Consider the following 16790-nt stretch of genomic DNA (forward strand, 5'->3'; position numbering starts at 1 on the left):
GCAATTCAAGGTTAAATTGTTGCCAATATTAGCCATAAAACCTATGACAATTATCAAAGATCTGAAGGTAACCCGATGCAAACGACCACTAAGACCGCAAAAGAGATTTATAACGACGTAAAAAATAACCCCGCGCGTAAACGTTTTGGCTTTGGTAATAAAGCGGTACTGGTCAACATCGATCCGCAAAAGGCCTATACCTGCACAGATGAGTTTGCCACCGCTTACGAAACCGACCCACGGCAAATGGAATACATCAATGAGATGTCAAAAACCTTTCGCGCTAAAGGGTGGCCAGTGGTATGGACCCATGTCGCTTACATGGATAGCGCCGAAGATGCCGGTATTTGGGGCACTCGCACGGACACTCCGGATTCACTGCAAAACATCAAGTTTGATTCACGGCGCAGTGAATTTGATGATCGCCTCGAAATCGATTACGTCAAAGATGTGGTTTATCTTAAAAAAATGCCCTCAGCCTTTTTTGAAACTCAGTTGCAGTCATTGCTGGTATGGCACCAAGTGGACACGGTCATTTTAACCGGCGGCTCTACCTCAGGATGCATTCGCGCCACAGCCGTTGACGCTTTATCTCGTGGCTATCGCACCATAGTGCCTGAGGAGTGCGTGGCGGATAAACATGAGAGTTACCACTACGCGAATTTAACGGACTTGTCTCTTAAATACGCCGACGTACTCACCTTAGACGAAGTGAATCAGTGGCTTGCTAAGTAATAAAACCTTAAGCGCAAACGACAGTACACAATAGGCAGAAAAATATGAAAAGCGATCCCGGATTTTACGACTATTGGCCTTACGAAAATCGCCCGAAAATTCGTTGGCCCGGCGGTAAAAAAATGGCCTTTTGGGTGGCGCCGAATATTGAGTTTTATGAACTGAATCCGCCAGCTAACCCATCTCGCAAAGCGTGGCCGCAGCCCTACCCTGCCACGCAAGGCTACAGTATCCGTGATTACGGCAATCGCGTGGGCCATCAGCGGCAAATGGACTTACTAGATAAATACGGCATTCGCGGCTCTATTTCGTTATCAACTGCCCTTTGCGATCACCACCCTGAAATTATTCAAATGTGCAAAGAGCGAGATTGGGAGTTTTTCAGCCACGGCATTTACAATACACGTTACACCTACGGCATGTCAGAGCAGCAAGAACGCGACATGATCAAGGATTCAATGCAAACGATTTATCAGCACACAGGGCAAAAGTGTGCAGGCTATTTGGCACCAGCGCTGTCCCATTCAGAGCTCACCTTAGATTTATTCGCTGAAGTAGGCACAGAGTTGTTTGGCAATGAAGGCGGTATCTATACATGTGATTTATTTCATGACGATCAGCCCACACCCATACACACTCGCAGTAATAAACCGTTTGTGTCTATTCCTTATTCACTGGAAATGAACGACACCATTGCCTTTGTAGTGAACAAAATTGAACCCAGACGTTACGGCCAGATGCTCAAGAAAAACTTTGATCGACTTTACGCCGAAGCGGACGAATCAGGCACCATTATGTGTATTCCTACACATAATTATCAGGTGTCTTGCCCACATCGTATGAAGGCATTTGAAGAAGCGCTTGATTACATCACCAGTCACGAGGATGTATGGGTGACCACAGGCAAAGAGATTGCCGATTACTACCTTGAGCATTACTACGAGCAAGCTAAAACAGACATTGCGCAAAAGAACGCGGCTGCCTTGAATAACGCTGTAGCCTTGAATAACGCTGTGGCCTTGAATACTGCTGTAGCCTTGAATAAAGGAGCGAAATAATGGCGCTAGATAAATCATACCTAGAATACGCTCATCGCAGTCATGGCATGGATCACGACCGTTACGATTGGTCGATGCTCACCGACAGGCCAAAAGTCACTTGGCCGGGCGGCAAAAAACTGGCGTTGTGGGTGAATGTACCTTTGCAGTTTTTCCCGCTGGATCAAAAAGGTGAGCCGTTTAAAATTCAAGGCGGCATGACCATGCCCTACCCCGATTTACGCCATTTTAGTTTGCGTGATTACGGAAATCGTGTGGGTATTTTCCGCTTTTTAAAAGCGTTTGATAAATACGGGGTCACCCCGACCTTTGCCATGAACACCGAGCTTGCCAAGCGCAATCCGTATTTGCTCAACACCATTAAAGAGCGGGGCAATGAAGTGATGTGCCACGGCATGCACATGGACGCCCTACACTATGGCGGCCAAGACAAACAAGCCGAAACGCAATTAGTGCAAGACTCGTTATCGCAATTACGTGAGTTAACCGGGCAAAACATCACTGGCTGGTTGAGCCCAGGGCGCAACGAAAGCGAGAACACCCCTGAACTGTTAGCCGCTAATGGCATAGAGTATTTTTGTGACTGGGTGAACGATGACATGCCCTACACCTTTAAGACGCAACAAGGTCATTTATGGGCCATGCCGTTATCCAATGAATTGGACGATGCGTTTATCATGCTCAATAACTTGCACAGTGAAGATGCCTACGCAGAGCAAATGATCGATGCTTGTGACTTCTTATTAAAAGAAGCAAATGAGAGTGGCGGGCGAATGCTAAGCTTAAATATTCACCCCTGGATGCTAGGGCAACCCCACCGCATTGGCGCCCTAGAGCGAGTGCTTGAATACGTGATGAGTCAAGATGTGTACAGCGCCAGTGCCAGTAATATTCTGAGAGCTTTTACGACGCCTCAATAGACAGCGCTTATCACTTTCGAACTTTGAATACACTGCCCACGATATGTGATTACACATCGTGGGCTTAGCTACCCATTTAGATTTGCGACCTAAATAAATTCCTAATTCGCGTAACCACTACCAATCGCCCGAAACGGCATATCCAGCTCTAATTCTGGTACCTGCAAACCCACCCAGGCAGGAAACGTATTGCTGTTAGGCCCTGGAAATAAGGTGTACTCGTTAGCCCAAGGGTAGCGATTCACCGCTGCGGTTATTTTAGGGATAAGCTCAGCGGCTTTGTCACCCTGAATAGATAAGACCGCTTCGGGCTTCGCCCCATACCAAAAACGGTCTGGCGTAGGGGTTTGGTATTCGCGCAGTGCGGGCAGCCCTTCATTGACTCGCCAGCCAACCACTTCATAAACTGTGTATTCAGGCTCGTTTTCAAGCTTAACCGCCAACCACGTATGCACTGCAAACCAGCCGCGCCAACTAAAAGCATCAGCGGCATAAACCTCAATCGATGCTTGGGTTTCTATTACTGGGTTAAGGGCAAGACCTGCAGGCTCTCGTGATGCCGTGCGCCAATCCCTGTTTGTGCAGGCCGCCAACAGGCTGACTAATACAATCAACACCAATACTTTCATTCTTCCCTCGTCAACTATTTTGTTTTAGTACCTAGCGCGCAGGTTATTCATACGCTCTTTTAACAGACAATAAAGCAAAATTATATCGGCGAAGCAAGAAGACACTTGTTACCAATTTCTTCTAAATGCACCTAACTGCTCGCTTTTCCAAGCAAAATACTTTTATGATGATGTGTCTAGTGAGTGCTATCGGCCAAACTGATAAATGAAGGGTCACATACATGCAAGGATATAAGATAAGTACGGATACAAACGAAATGGATCTCGATGTAATCCATGGGTTTATTGCGAGCACCTACTGGGCTAAAGGTATCCCAAGAAGCGTGATGGAAAAAGCCATTAAAAATTCATTGTGCTTTGGGGTGTTGACCGAGACAGGTGAGCAAGTGGGCTTTGCTCGTATGATCACTGACCAAGCAACGTTTGCATATCTCGCTGACGTATTTATTTTGCCTGAGCATCGCGGCCTCGGCTTAAGCAAATGGTTAATGCAAAATATTATGGCGCACCCTGAACTACAAGCTTTACGCCGAATGCTCTTGGCAACCCGAGATGCACAGGGTTTATATACGCAATTTGGCTTTAACGAGCTAGTAGACCCTAAAGGCATGATGCAAATATTACGACCAGACGTTTATCAGCCTACCCCTGCAAAAACATGAAAAAACAATATCCTTATTTGAATACTGATCGCCTTCACTATCGTTATAAATGTGTATGTTGCGGGGCATATGTAAAACACGGCACGCGCCAGTGTTATCGCTGCGATAGCTGGTTTTCCGATGATGACGTTACCCAAATGCTTAAACATTACCGCAATAACAGCAAGCAGAACTGGCACAATATTATTTACTTTGTTGTTTTTGTGACAATAGCGGTAGGTTTTTTTGTCGCCATGAGCTATTGAGTTTAGCCGGTATATCGGTGCGCAAATAATAAAAGGCTAGCCCTAATACTAACCTTTCTACACTTCGCTACTGCTTTATATATAACAGCTTATTATTGTGCTCGCTGGCGTTTAAACTTCTGAAAAAAAGACACCAAAATATAAAGACACCCATAATAAAAATGGTCATGATAAGGCCGGTCATATCGATAACACTCACAGTCCTATTCTACAAAGATTGGGATTAGACGCTGCTCAGTGGTTAACCTTAACAGCTGAGTTCGAAAAACACTTCTGCTACGCTGCTGGCGCTGAGCAAATGATGAATGCATTTAAACGCCACACTCATCATCAACGGCTGCGAGGAATGGCCAAAGCGAGAGAATTATTAAAGCGTGCTTGAAACAACCCTAAAGGACCCATTCCCAACATAGCTTGTAGCTTAGCCCCTTGCCTAAAAATCGACCTTAAACGCCGTTTCCTTCCTATAGACGCAATATTCCAGTAGAAATCCCTAATCGTTCAGATAAAAAGTACCTTGACGCTTCTTTAGAGGCATTTACCCACTCTGAGCAGGTGTGCTTTTTAATACGATTCTAAAGATGGGTGTCTATGTATTTTGGGGCTCCTGTTCGAATGAATAGTAGTACCTTAAAAATTCCTCGATATGTAAGTTGGGGGCATCCATTACTAATCATTTCTCCTGAACCATGTATTTTTGAGGCTAACGCTTAACATATGGGGATTTTAGGAGCGCTTTTTCAGCAAGTAAGATTCCCACCATTATGTTTTTGTTAACTGCCATTACTGATAACTACCACTGGCTTTTGACTATGAACATATTGATAACCAAAAGCACTGATAATGAAAATGACACCAAAGACATTAAGATACCGAGAAAACATTTTGTATTGTGTTTCATTGTTACGCTTATCGTAGTGGTCTACAACTACCAAAAGAGCATTTATCGCTGCGGTGATTAAAGCACAAATGAATAAAATCAAACCTAAATTGGTGAACGTAACACCATTGCTACCAGCTCGACCAGGAAAATAAAAACTGCTAGACAACCAACCATACATAGCCAAAAATATAAGGACGCACGCCCATATTACGTTAAAAATGCGCGTCTTCTTCGGAATGTGATTAGGCTTAAATTCTTCCATGACTCTCGTTGGCAGTTAACGCCCCACTCAGAGGCTAAAAATTGATGGCTAAAATAGCGAGGCACGAGCATAGCCAGCTGTTTTAGTCCTTTGCAGTGACTTGTTATGTTGCACCTGTACCAAATACAGAAGCTGATTCTGGGTAAAGAACAACACCCAAAATTAATAAGCCCAAACCGATGTAGAAAACTACAACAGAAAATAAACCATGCTGCCATGTACCGTCAGTTGAAGCCTGCCACAAAAATTTGCGAAAACCACGAACAATAAAGTTATCTATATTTAAAATACTGTCCGGATAGTTCATACCTCTTAGGTTACTACCCAAACTTGTATTTTCTTTTTTAACCTGATTGTATCGAAGGACACTTTTAATACCAAACCGTATCAGCAGACAACCTACTATAAAAAATATCCAGAACATTTAGGTGTACTCAAAATCGATTGTGCAACATAACAACTTATTAGTGAGACCGTGCAAGCTATACTACCTTGTAAGGTAGGAGGTGGTTATGTATCGGCGCACGAATAAATATCAAAAAAATGTTAGGGAATCATACACTAACAGATCTAAAAATGAACAGCGTCTTGAACGCAGTGAGAAGATATCGCCCGAGCGCGTTATCCCTAAATTGAGGCGTGTCATCGAAATCACAGACTATGACACTGGGCAACCCATCGTTCATCGCATTGAGTTGCGTAAATGTGACCGCATTGATTGCTATGATGCGTTTGTGGATGGTGTACTTTGGAAACGACGCGTAGGCTGGAGCAATGTGTTAACAGGGATACGTAAAGCAATGCCCAGATTAGCTAGGGCCTAAAGATTTCTGTTATGGTTGAAATTTAGCGTCCCCTGTCCACATAAGCATTGAGTTCTCTGTTAGCTGATAGTCTGTAGCTAAGCTAAAACGCGCGGCTCCCCAAGGTGAAAATCAATCAAAAAAGGTTAGCCCTAAGACTAACCTTTCTACACTTCGCTACTGCTTTGTATATAACAGCTTATTATTGTGCTCGCTGGCGTTTAAATTTCTCGCCTTTGACCACTTTTTTATAACCCGTCCAGCTGGTTTCATTCGGGCGTTTATCATCTGTTGGCGGCGGCGTTTTATATTTTGGTGCATGTTCATTGATATAAGTTTTCATCACTTCCCCCATATCGTCGAAACTATCAACTTTGCGCCCAGCGGTGTGAATATAAATAGAGCCTTCGCGCCCACTCATCATCATAAAGGGTAGCCAATCTGAAATACGTACCCAACCTACGTGAACATCGGCGGTATCTTTTTCGCTACTGGTCAAGCTTTCTAAATCACCTGAAAAGTTGAATAACTCAGATGCGTGATACACCCCGCCGACCTCTTTCTGGTACTCACCGCCAAGGTCATTGTGATAGAAAAGCGGTACGGGGAAAGTCATCCACCAGTAGTCACCATTGATGTCACCACCGAATTTTTGTTTCCAAGGAGAGGCCGTACCATCTTCATTACGGGGAAAGCTAGGGGGTTGATTAACAGGATCGTTTAGCACATGGTGCACATCAACCACTTCGTTAGTCCATGGGTTTTCCCATGTATCCAGTGGCTGGCCAGTCTTCTTGTCTGTATAGAGTAGAATTTCGCGCGTAACGAGGCGATACGCTTTGCCTTTTTTACCGCCATCCACCGTGCCGCAGGTACGCACATTCATGCCCTCAACATTAAAAATATGCTTGTCCACCTCACCTTGACGGCGAGAAAACACCTTGCCTTTCCACCAGTAAAAAACCGGCTTATCGTCAATGGTTGAGCATTGGATCTTGCGCATAGCGGTATTAGCGCCCTCAGGGGTATTCAAGTCTATTTTTGTGGCCGCAAATGCACTGCTAAAAGACGCACTTGCTAGCAGTAGTAATGATGCCAGTTTGAGTTTATTCATGTGTTTGGTTCTCTTATTTTTGACCGTACCTAGACTAGTTGAATGGGCTTTTAGCGCATTGAGAATTATCAATTTGCACCTATGATCTTCCACACCCCTGTGGCTTGTAAAACAATGTTTTTATTGGTGAATATTCGCCCCTCAGCGAATATCACACTACGGGTTTTGCGCACAACACTGCCTACACCATACAGAACGTCTCCTGGTTTGCCTGGTGCAATCAAGTTGCTGTTCAACGAAATGGTAGCAAAGCGAATATCGTGACCTATTTCATCGCCAATACCACGATAAATCGCATAATCCGCAAAGGCTAATGTCACACCACCATGCACCACACCTTCAGGGTTAAGATGATGAGCTTCTATTTTTAGCGCTCGGTGCACTACCCCATTAATGTTCTTCTCATAAAACGGGCCGATGTGAGCAGAGAAACCGTCTTGTTGACTGCACGGGGTAAAATGCTCGTCAAAGTGAATGTCAGTCATTATGAAAATCTCGCAGTGCGCTTTTCAACAAAGGCGGCTGCACCTTCCTTGAAATCTTTACCATGAAACGCATCATCAAATAACTGCTCTAGCGCAGCTTTATTATCCGAAGCTTGTGCATTTGCTTGGCTAACATGGATTAGCGTACGTTTTGTACCGCTAATCGAGTAGCCGCTCACACTCAATATCTGCGCGATTAATGCGTCGGTTGCAGCACTGAGCGCTTCACGCTCGACCACCTCGGTCACCAATGCCCAACTGGCAGCCGTGTTTGCATCAATTTTTTTGCCTAGGTAAAGCAGCTCTTTGGCTCGAGGCAAGCCCACTATATCCGCTAAGCGCTGGGTATCTGCCAAACTGTATAACAACCCTAGTTTAGAAGGCGTGATCGCGAAGCTTGCATTGTTAGCGGCCATACGAAAATCACAACACATCGCCAGCCCCATGCCCCCGCCCACACACACACCATTGATTTGTGCAATTGTCGCAAAGGGTAAGGCTGCAAGTTTTTGCTGGGCTAATTGCACTATTTCGTTGCTAGCAGCAAAGGCATCTGGGTTGCTCAGCATACTATGTAATTCTTGTATATCTGCGCCGGCGCAAAACGCTTTGTCACCCTGTGCACCTAGCACTAAAACGCGTATTGATTGGTCCTGAGCTAACACATCGCATGCATCCGCAATGGCATGCCACATGTCTTGGGTTAACGCATTGTACTTTTCAGCTCTGTTAAGGCGTAGATAAGCGACTTTTCCCTTTATATTCAAGGTGACTGTTGACATAAATCAATAAGCTCCGGCGTTGGTTAAGTACGTGGTTGCGTTGTGCGTTAGGTTACGCCAAATTATCATCTATTCAGTGCAATTTTAAATTGCCATTTAGCAATCCAACCGAGAAAATCCGATGAGCGAAGCCCTTTTAGGCCCAGTCGTTGGCGCTACGTTATTAGCGCCGCACCTCAAATTTGCCAGCCATTCGTATCAGTCTGGCATGGGTTATACCCTTATACGTGAAGAGGTGGTCACCCAAGCGCTTTGCGACCTGTGGAATGCTCCAAAACTGTTAAACAACCCCATGCATATTTTAGCCGCCGCCAATGGTGATGCTTGGCTGCGTATCGTTGAGGACAGAAGTTGCGCCGAAACAACGCCCCTTAAAACACAAGGCTGGATGGCACTAGAAGTGAACGTTGCTGACGTAGACGTGATACGCGCTGAAATCGACACCAAGGTATTTAAAATCATCGGCGAACCAGCGTATTTGCAAATAAGTGACGCCATAAAAGCCATGCAAGTCATTGGCCCCTGTGATGAGGTGAGTTACATCACTCAAATCGACAAACCCGTACCGCCTTTCGAATTACCAATGACGAAAGCTCGCACTGGTAGCTTATTTATCCCCGTGCTGTGTACCCAAAATCGCGATGCTAGCCTCGCGTTTTATGAGGCGTTAAACCAAGTCACTGGCATCAAGTTTGATACCAAAGTCACTGTGTTAAACAACGCATGGGGCCTTGATATAGAGCACCAATACCCGGTAGCGACACTGCAACTGGGCGGTAATTGCTTATTTGAAATAGACCAAGTACCAGATGCTCAACCCAGTGTACAAAACCCTGGGTCTTTACCCTCTGGTATCGCTATGATCACCTGCATGGTGGACGATATTGAATTTGCCGCGAAACAACTAAGCTTACCCATTTCCCAAGTGCACAATGCATACTACCCCACATCTCAGGTTGTGTTAGCCACAGGGCCAGCGGGTGAGTTAATTGAACTAGTGGAACGCCCCGCAACTTAGAGGCAGCAGCTACCCTGCTCGCCATTAAATCCTGTTCGACATAAGATGTTAAGCGCTAAATGGAGTACTCATCTCCCTCTTTTTTCGCTTCATCAAACGCTTCGTGACTAACCACTAGATGCCCGGTCAGACTAAATGCTCATCGCACAGCGTCCGCTTGAAACACACCCCGTCTTTGAACCAGTGCCAGGTTCTGGCGCGATGTTTTTTGTCTGCGCCCATCACGATACTTTCGTAAAACCACGCGCCGGGCTCATCTTTACGTTCAAGCTCAAGTAAAAATATATTCGGGCTGGCAACCCAGCCATACCCTTTGAAGGTATCCGTGTCCCAGTAGATTTTGTTGTTTTGGATAATACCGTCAAACGCGACGGTGAAAACCCGGCCATCATCCCAAGTAAATTGATTGCGCTGCACATACACAACAGGGCCTGTTTCTGGAAATACACATTCCACCTGACTTTGATGAAAGTCGAGAGTATTGCCTTGTGCGTCGATGTGCCGGTAGGTGCCTTGCCACACGCCTGTGTGTTCTAGCACGGCAGGCATAAGCTGTTTTAGTGTTGATGTCATAATGTTCTCTCTTCGTGTTATTTCTACTGCTGATGCCAGACAGCGATGTCTTGATAATGGGGTGATGTTGTGACGTTGTGATGTTGAGCTGCTTTGCTGTTTTGTATGAACAAAACATCCCAAAACTGCCATTACGCCGCACATGCTATGCAGCACGTGCTAAGCAGAGAAAGCTAAGCATCAAAGAATGCCAACCACTCAGCCGCGACTTGCTCAGGGTAAGCATCTAAAAAGCCTGTCGCCCATTGAAAATAGTCTTTGCGGAAACCATTTTTTAGGTAAGTATCTACTCGTTCACTTTGCTCGCGCATATCATCATTTAAATTCATCACGAATAAGCGATGAGGCAGAGTTTTAATATCTTCTATATATTGCGCGCCATGGTGAAAAGCAGCCATGTGGCCCCACTCATAGGCTTCGCCACCACGCAGGTTTTCCGCCATGGAATCTGCGCACATTTTCAACGTCATACCCGGCCCGCGGTAGTGAATGACCCGCTCCCACATAATGCGAAAACGTGTTCCCTCTTCATCAAGGGGAATTGGCGCGAACATATCGCAAAATGCCTGTACTTCGCTTTCTAGAAATACTGGGGCAGCGATATTAATGACCTTGTTCACCCACTGGGGTTGCAATTGGGCCGCGCGCACCGACACCATGCAGCCTGTGTGGTATCCCACAAAATCAACGTTGCTAATATTCAACGTGCGCAGCACCTGCCAAACCGCTTGGGCATAACATTCGATGCTCGCTAGTGATTCTTCAAAAGGCGGCGATGACTCACCGTAACCCGGATAGTCGATTGCAATCGCTAGCCTGTCTTTAGCCAACAAAGGTAAAACGTACTGATATGAACGACTGGATTTAGGCACCATGTGCAAACACACTATGGCCGGTTTAGCTGATGCTTCGCCCGCCATGCGATAGTGAAGTTGCCCGAACTCTCCGTTTGTGAAATGTCGCGTGACCTTAGGGTTATGCATTATGACTCCTTAGCACTAGCTCAATAGCTGTAAAAAAGCCCTTATACCAAGGGCTTATCGTGTTTTAGTTAACAAAGGCTAGTGGCGTATTAGAATCTATATTCAAAATCAGCACCCCAGGTGAGCGGGTCCGCTACGTATTGGGTGAAATCCCCTGCGGCAGCGGCGCGTGAGTACACCTCATCACTTAAGTTTTTGCCCCACAAAGCGACGGCCCATTTTTCGCTGTTTGGCTCATACGCAATGCGCGCGTTAATGATAGTGCCTACGGATGTAAGTGAGTGGGCAGGTGCATTTGCCACTAAGCTGTATGAATCATCTTCAAAAGAGAAATCAATGCGGCTGGTCAGCAAGCCTTCAGCAATTGGCATTCTATGGGTAAAACCAATGGTGCCTTTATAATCCGGTGCGTTCTTAAGCTCTAATGCTTTGGCACATTCAATAGAGACTTCGCCATTGCAACCTGGGCTTGAACCACTGTTGGTTAAACCGCCAGCCTGGGCCAGTGTCATTTCTGTATATTCGCCATCTATGGTACCGAATGTCACATTAACGGTAAGGCTGTCAGTCATTTCAAACAACGCTTCTAATTCGATACCACTGATTTTAGTTTCATCGACATTAAAGCGAGTGAATCCTAATCCAGGTACAGTGGAAGCGATTTGCAAATTATCGTAATTGTTGTAGAAGTAGGTTGCGTTCAAACGCAGGCGATTATCTAATAAATCACTGCGCACACCGACTTCAAACGCGTCTAGCTCTTCTTCGTCAACCGGTAAAAAGCACGCGGTCTCAACTCCGAAGCAATCCGGTGACCAACCGCCACTCTTAAAGCCAGTTGAGTAAGACACATAGCCCATCACATCATCCGTAAATTGATTGTTTAACGCTATGTTGTAAGTGGTATTGCTAAAATCCAGCTCTTCATTTCGATTACCACCGCTGGCAGGCATCAAAGCATCAATCTCTTTGGTTTCGTCGGTATAGCGAATTCCAGTGGTCAGGGTTAACGTTTCATTAAATTCATAGGTGGTCTGTAAGAATGCAGCATAGGCTTCGGTTTCCACGCCTAATTCAGAAGGGAAGACAAATATTGAATCCATCTGTACATCTTCTGTGAAGTAATAAACACCTGTGACGAAGTTAAATGCCCCTTCATAGTTGGATGTTAAGGTGACTTCTTGGCTAAATTGATCTTGGTCAGTTTGTTGGCTGTAAGGAAAGCCGATGCGACTTGATAGGTCATCTTCCATCTGGCGATAACCGGTTAAAAAGCTAAGGTCATATTCACCAATTTGTCCTTGCACATTTAGCGATAAACCACTGGTTTCTACTTCACTGCGATAATCATTGAAACAGCCTAAGCTTAAAAATGCAGCTGGCGTTGCGGCGGAACAGGTTACGCCTGGCACTGGCTCGATGGTGAACAAATTGTTATCCGCGTCATTGGCTAACGCGACGGTGTCTGGCACAGGGTCAGAATCATCTTTGGTGTAATCAAAGGCGAGATTCATTTTCCAATCTTCGCTAAATTCATTGTACAAGGCGATACGAAATGCTTTGGTGTCTTTCTCACCCGCCTCAGTACCGGCTTGGTCTGCAAAGTCACCATTGGGGTTCACCGTGTGAAAACCATCGCGAGATTTACTTAGCACGGTAGCACGGACTGCTGCGGTATCTGACAAGCCGACATTGCCAGTAAAGCGACCGTCTAAACGGCCATCGCTGCCCACAGTGGCTTTTACCAGACCGTAATTTTCATCTAACTCTGGTGCTTTGCTGATCAGTTTAATCGCGCCACCGTTGGAGTTACGTCCGTACAAGGTCCCTTGAGGGCCGCGTAGCACTTCTACTCGCTCCAAATCGACTAAATCAAATAGAGCGCCTACTTGGCGACCAACATATACACCATCGACATAGACGCCCACTGCCGGGTCGGCTGACACACGAGATTCATCTTCCCCTACGCCACGTAAAAATATCCGTGCACCGCTGGCAGTCCCGGTGTTTGTTGCCAAACTGATATTAGGAATTTCGTATTGTAAGTCCAACACGTTGGTGACCTGTTTTAGTTCTAGATCTGCAGCACCAATAGCGGTAACAGCGACGGGGACTTCCTGTATAGACTGAGCACGTCTTTGTGCGGTAACCACGATTTTTTCTAGTTCTTTATTCTTAGCTACATGATTCTGAGCAGCTTCATTTTTAGTCACCGAACTCTCTGCGGTTTCTTGCGCCATAACCGGAGAAAATGATGACGCTAAAACAGCCGCTATCGCGGTAGCAAGATACCCCTTCTTTACAAACGTACTCATAGATGTCCCCTTAATATTATTTTAATGTGTCATGAGCCTAATGACATATTATTATAACATTAAGCAAAGTCAAGATGTAAAATGGTCAAAGAATGAACCACCATGTAAACAATCTAACTAATTGTTAAATATATAAAAAATTTCATTTCAGAGTACATAACCTCGCATTCAAGGTAGATTAATTACACTCGAAATAGGTATATTAAGTAGACTAATTAAATGTACTTAGAACTGTTTTAAGAACTTTTTGCTGTAAAAAACCTGGAGCGACGCAAAAATTTACAATTGAGTGCTCTGCTTTTCTTCGTTGCGTGCTGCCTTGTTAGCAAAGACGTTGAGCAAGAAACTTTGTGGACTTTATTTAACCGACAACCTTATGACTTTTAGTCATAATTTAACGAATGACACAGCGTAACAGTACTTTTTGATATTGAACGTTCATTGCAGCTTATGGGTAAATAAAAACACCTGCAGAGCGTTTATCAAAGAGGTCACGTGGTTTTTATTGTCAATTTACTTTACAGGAAATTTTTTTACCTACGGAAAATAAGCACCTAATATGTTGATTTAGTTACTAAATTCTTTATGGCTTGAATTGTGCTTAATTGGACTTGAGCTGTACGGTTCGGCAAACCATATCTTTGATGTTTTAGTTGTATGTTGTTTCAGTAGTTAGATGTTCTAGGACGCCGCCCTGAAAATTTAAATACTCACAATCACTACGATAAAATAATTAAGGATAATTAATTATGCGTTGTCTAAATCTACTAAGTCGTCCCTCCCAAATAAAGTCTCTCATCGTCCTATGTGCTTGGTTACTTGGCTTGTCTGCGTGGCAAACAACTGCACAGCAAATCGACAACAAAGGGACAGAGTTTATTTTGGCCTTTACACCCAACTTCTCAAATAGCGGCTCGGTGGAACTCCACCTAACAGGTGATGTTGCTACAGAAGTATCAGTCAATTACCCCATGAATAATCCGACCTTTACCTCATTGGAAAACGTGGTACCGGGGAGTGTTACAGTCGTCACTATTCCAATTACAGCTATATCAACGGTATCAATAGATTCTATTCAAGATAATGCGATTCATGCGGTTGCCGCTGAAGAGTTTGTGGTTTATACGGTTAATAGAAGATCCGCAAGTTCAGACGCGGCCTTAGGTTTGCCTGTCGATACGATGAATACACAATATATAGTTTCTACATACGACCCACGTTTTGTAGGCTCACAAATTGCCGTCTACGCTTCTCAAGACAACACTATCGTCACGATAACTCCCAACAATGATATGGTTGGTCACAATGCAAGTATCCCTTTTGATGTAACGCTCAACAGAGGTGAGGTTTATTACGGGCGTTCATCCACAACTTCTGGCGCCAATGGCTCACTAATGGGCACATTAATCGATGCTAGCAGACCTATTGGCCTTGTTAATGGCAACGGTTGCACTCACGTCCCAATTAATACAACGGCATGCGACCACATATACGAAGTCGCGCAACCTGTTCAGTCATGGGGTTTAAGTGCCTCAGCGACAAATCTACCTAATCGCCCATCAGGCACGATTTACCGAATAGTGGCATCTGAAGACAATACGTCAGTTGAGATAAATGGCATATTTCAAGGGTCTATTAATCGCGGCGAGTTCATTGAAACCCCGTTGCTCACTGGCAACCTATCATTTAGCGGCAATAATCCGATCTTCGTTACCCAATATATGCCGGGACAGAGTTCGCCGGGTGCAACATTAGGTGATCCAGCCATGGGTAATATGATCCCATCGGAACAATACTTGACCGATTATACATTCTCTACTGTGGGTGAATCGCAATTTGTGCAGAACTTTGTAACCATCATTGCGGCCAATACTGATGTAGGTTCACTTTTACTCGATGGGGTTCCGGTGCCCGCTGAAGACTTCACCCCTTTCGATGATATCCCGTTTTCTTCTGCGGTGATTGAGCTAACCCAAGGCACTCATACGACTTCGTCCCTTAACCCACACGGCATTACGGTTGAAGGTTACAATGACTTTGATTCTTACATTTACCCAGGCGGTGCCTTATTCGGCTTTATTAATTCCCAAGGTGACCCCTTCCCGCCCGTGTGTGCAGTCACTATGAATGGCGATATGGCCAATGGCAGTGTAAGTGACAATGCCAACAATGAAGATCTCAATAATAACGGCCAGTTAGATCCAGGGGAAGACGCAAACAATAACGGGGTCTTAGATGCCGATACTGGAGTATTTTTCGTCAATACCTTGTCTTCAACCAACGTCAGTGTATCAGTAAGTCCATTTGCCGCAGGCGATGGCAGTGTCAGCGTTACAGCAACACGAATCGATGGCTCACAGCCTGGCTCAGCCAGTATTGAGGGGGTTGATGGTGCAGGTAATAGCTGTGCATTAGAGATCGTGTTTACCGATGATGAAGCGATGGCCTGTGATATAGACGGCGATATGAATGTAGACATGGATGATTTAATGATGATCCGCGCAGCCCGCAACATGACCGCTTTACCTGGGGATTTACGCGACAATGATGCTAATGGCGTTATCAACATGTTGGACTTTAGACAATGCGCCGTACAGTGCACGCAAAATCGCTGCGCTGTTTTATAGAAATGGCGGTTTTATAAAGTAAAGATAGTAAACTCAAGAGGAATGAAAAATGTTAAAGAAAATAAAGTACTTTTGTTACGCACTCACCGCAATAGGATGGTTAGCACAATCCGCAAATGCGGCGGTAATCACCATGACGCCAAGTTCACAAACTATTGAACTGGGTGAAACAGCGAACGTCGATGTGTCCATTTCTGATTTTGCGACCGATCAGTATTTAGGTGCGTATGATTTTGAGGTTGCTTTTAACGACTCTATTTTGTCGGTGAGTAACATCGTATTCGGCACTGAGCTAGGATTTAGTTTTCAAGACGAGTTCCCATTTGGTGCAAACCTACATGCCGTTCTCGAATCCTCTCTAGAAGATGCACAATACTTGGTTGACAACCAAGCAAGTGAATTTCTACTGTTTAGCATTGAGTTTACCGCTGTAGAGTTTGGCACCAGCTCGGTTGCTTTTGATTCTAGTTTACTTGGTGATCAAGACGGCAATGAGATTACTGATGTTGATTTTAACAGTGCACGCATCACCGTTAATAACCCCAATGCGGTTCCTGAGCCCGGTGCCCTGAGTCTCTTATTAGCTGGCTTTGCTTTTGTCGCGATACGCAAACGTGCTAACTACAAAGCGAGATAACTTCAGTTAGTCCTATTACCCATAAAAAACGGGAGCTGAAATCAGTTCCCGTTTTTATT

At 44.9% G+C, this 16790-nt stretch carries 17 protein-coding genes and 1 pseudogene; 9 read left to right on the top strand and 9 right to left on the bottom strand.

All coding sequences use genetic code 11. From position 1 onward, the window contains the following. The first annotated feature begins 75 nt into the window (after positions 1 to 75). From AC0L6N_RS11835 to AC0L6N_RS11845, 3 genes are read left to right on the top strand one after another with little or no spacing between them, the layout of a single operon-like run. Positions 76 to 735: an isochorismatase family protein gene (locus AC0L6N_RS11835; protein ID WP_473474789.1), complete on the top strand. Its 660-nt coding sequence runs from the start codon at positions 76 to 78 to the stop codon at positions 733 to 735. Between the two features lie 44 nt (positions 736 to 779). Further along, on the top strand, positions 780 to 1793 hold the full coding sequence (locus AC0L6N_RS11840; protein ID WP_473474790.1) for a polysaccharide deacetylase family protein: 1014 nt from the start codon (positions 780 to 782) through the stop codon (positions 1791 to 1793). Further along, positions 1793 to 2713, top strand: coding sequence for a polysaccharide deacetylase family protein (locus AC0L6N_RS11845; RefSeq protein ID WP_473474791.1), 921 nt, complete (start codon positions 1793 to 1795; stop codon positions 2711 to 2713). Before AC0L6N_RS11840 ends, AC0L6N_RS11845 begins: the two co-directional genes overlap by 1 nt. A gap of 101 nt (positions 2714 to 2814) precedes the next feature. Here AC0L6N_RS11845 and AC0L6N_RS11850 read toward each other — a convergent pair whose 3' ends face one another. Further along, complete coding sequence (locus AC0L6N_RS11850) at positions 2815 to 3342, bottom strand: DUF3750 domain-containing protein (RefSeq protein WP_473474792.1); 528 nt, start codon at positions 3340 to 3342, stop codon at positions 2815 to 2817. 221 nt (positions 3343 to 3563) lie between these two features. Here AC0L6N_RS11850 and AC0L6N_RS11855 point away from each other — a divergent pair, with 221 nt between their 5' ends. After that, positions 3564 to 4004, top strand: a complete 441-nt coding sequence (locus AC0L6N_RS11855; protein ID WP_473474793.1) for a GNAT family N-acetyltransferase — start codon at positions 3564 to 3566, stop codon at positions 4002 to 4004. Between the two features lie 414 nt (positions 4005 to 4418). After that, positions 4419 to 4631: pseudogene (locus AC0L6N_RS11860) on the top strand (hypothetical protein); the annotation flags it as partial. Between the two features lie 391 nt (positions 4632 to 5022). On the opposite strand, the gene AC0L6N_RS11865 reads toward AC0L6N_RS11860, so the two are convergent. Further along, positions 5023 to 5394: a hypothetical protein gene (locus tag AC0L6N_RS11865; protein WP_473474794.1), complete on the bottom strand. Its 372-nt coding sequence runs from the start codon at positions 5392 to 5394 to the stop codon at positions 5023 to 5025. A 103-nt stretch (positions 5395 to 5497) separates the two neighbouring features. Next, the gene (locus AC0L6N_RS11870; RefSeq protein ID WP_473474795.1) at positions 5498 to 5818 is read right to left on the bottom strand and encodes a hypothetical protein; all 321 of its coding nucleotides are present in this window, start codon (positions 5816 to 5818) and stop codon (positions 5498 to 5500) included. Between the two features lie 88 nt (positions 5819 to 5906). Here AC0L6N_RS11870 and AC0L6N_RS11875 point away from each other — a divergent pair, with 88 nt between their 5' ends. Beyond that, positions 5907 to 6218, top strand: a complete 312-nt coding sequence (locus tag AC0L6N_RS11875) for a hypothetical protein (RefSeq protein ID WP_473474796.1) — start codon at positions 5907 to 5909, stop codon at positions 6216 to 6218. A gap of 181 nt (positions 6219 to 6399) precedes the next feature. Here the strand turns inward: AC0L6N_RS11875 and AC0L6N_RS11880 are convergent, their stop codons facing one another. The 3 genes from AC0L6N_RS11880 to AC0L6N_RS11890 all read right to left on the bottom strand — a co-directional run bounded on the left by AC0L6N_RS11880 (position 6400) and on the right by AC0L6N_RS11890 (position 8578). Continuing rightward, entirely contained in the window at positions 6400 to 7311 is a 912-nt protein-coding gene (locus AC0L6N_RS11880; protein ID WP_473474797.1) for a DUF1838 family protein, read from the bottom strand. Between the two features lie 68 nt (positions 7312 to 7379). Next, a complete protein-coding gene (locus AC0L6N_RS11885; protein ID WP_473474798.1) occupies positions 7380 to 7796 on the bottom strand; it encodes a PaaI family thioesterase in 417 nt (138 codons plus the stop codon). Then, positions 7796 to 8578, bottom strand: coding sequence for an enoyl-CoA hydratase/isomerase family protein (locus tag AC0L6N_RS11890; RefSeq protein WP_473474799.1), 783 nt, complete (start codon positions 8576 to 8578; stop codon positions 7796 to 7798). The genes AC0L6N_RS11885 and AC0L6N_RS11890 overlap by 1 nt, the downstream gene beginning before the upstream one ends. 121 nt (positions 8579 to 8699) lie before the next feature. Between AC0L6N_RS11890 and AC0L6N_RS11895 the strand changes: the two genes are divergently transcribed. Next, the gene (locus tag AC0L6N_RS11895) at positions 8700 to 9596 is read left to right on the top strand and encodes a hypothetical protein (RefSeq protein WP_473474800.1); all 897 of its coding nucleotides are present in this window, start codon (positions 8700 to 8702) and stop codon (positions 9594 to 9596) included. 126 nt (positions 9597 to 9722) lie between these two features. Here the strand turns inward: AC0L6N_RS11895 and AC0L6N_RS11900 are convergent, their stop codons facing one another. The 3 genes from AC0L6N_RS11900 to AC0L6N_RS11910 form a co-directional block, all read right to left on the bottom strand. Continuing rightward, entirely contained in the window at positions 9723 to 10169 is a 447-nt protein-coding gene (locus AC0L6N_RS11900) for a hypothetical protein (protein WP_473474801.1), read from the bottom strand. Positions 10170 to 10342: 173 nt separating this feature from the next. Next, on the bottom strand, positions 10343 to 11152 hold the full coding sequence (locus AC0L6N_RS11905; RefSeq protein ID WP_473474802.1) for an alpha/beta fold hydrolase: 810 nt from the start codon (positions 11150 to 11152) through the stop codon (positions 10343 to 10345). Positions 11153 to 11241: 89 nt separating this feature from the next. Further along, on the bottom strand, positions 11242 to 13467 hold the full coding sequence (locus AC0L6N_RS11910) for a TonB-dependent receptor (protein ID WP_473474803.1): 2226 nt from the start codon (positions 13465 to 13467) through the stop codon (positions 11242 to 11244). 749 nt (positions 13468 to 14216) lie between these two features. Here AC0L6N_RS11910 and AC0L6N_RS11915 point away from each other — a divergent pair. Then, positions 14217 to 16094: a hypothetical protein gene (locus tag AC0L6N_RS11915; protein WP_473474804.1), complete on the top strand. Its 1878-nt coding sequence runs from the start codon at positions 14217 to 14219 to the stop codon at positions 16092 to 16094. 49 nt (positions 16095 to 16143) lie between these two features. Continuing rightward, positions 16144 to 16731 carry a PEP-CTERM sorting domain-containing protein gene (locus AC0L6N_RS11920; protein ID WP_473474805.1) on the top strand — a complete coding sequence of 196 codons (588 nt, stop codon included), beginning with the start codon at positions 16144 to 16146 and terminating at the stop codon, positions 16729 to 16731. Positions 16732 to 16790: the final 59 nt, after the last annotated feature.

The organism is Paraglaciecola sp. G1-13 (assembly GCF_055809255.1).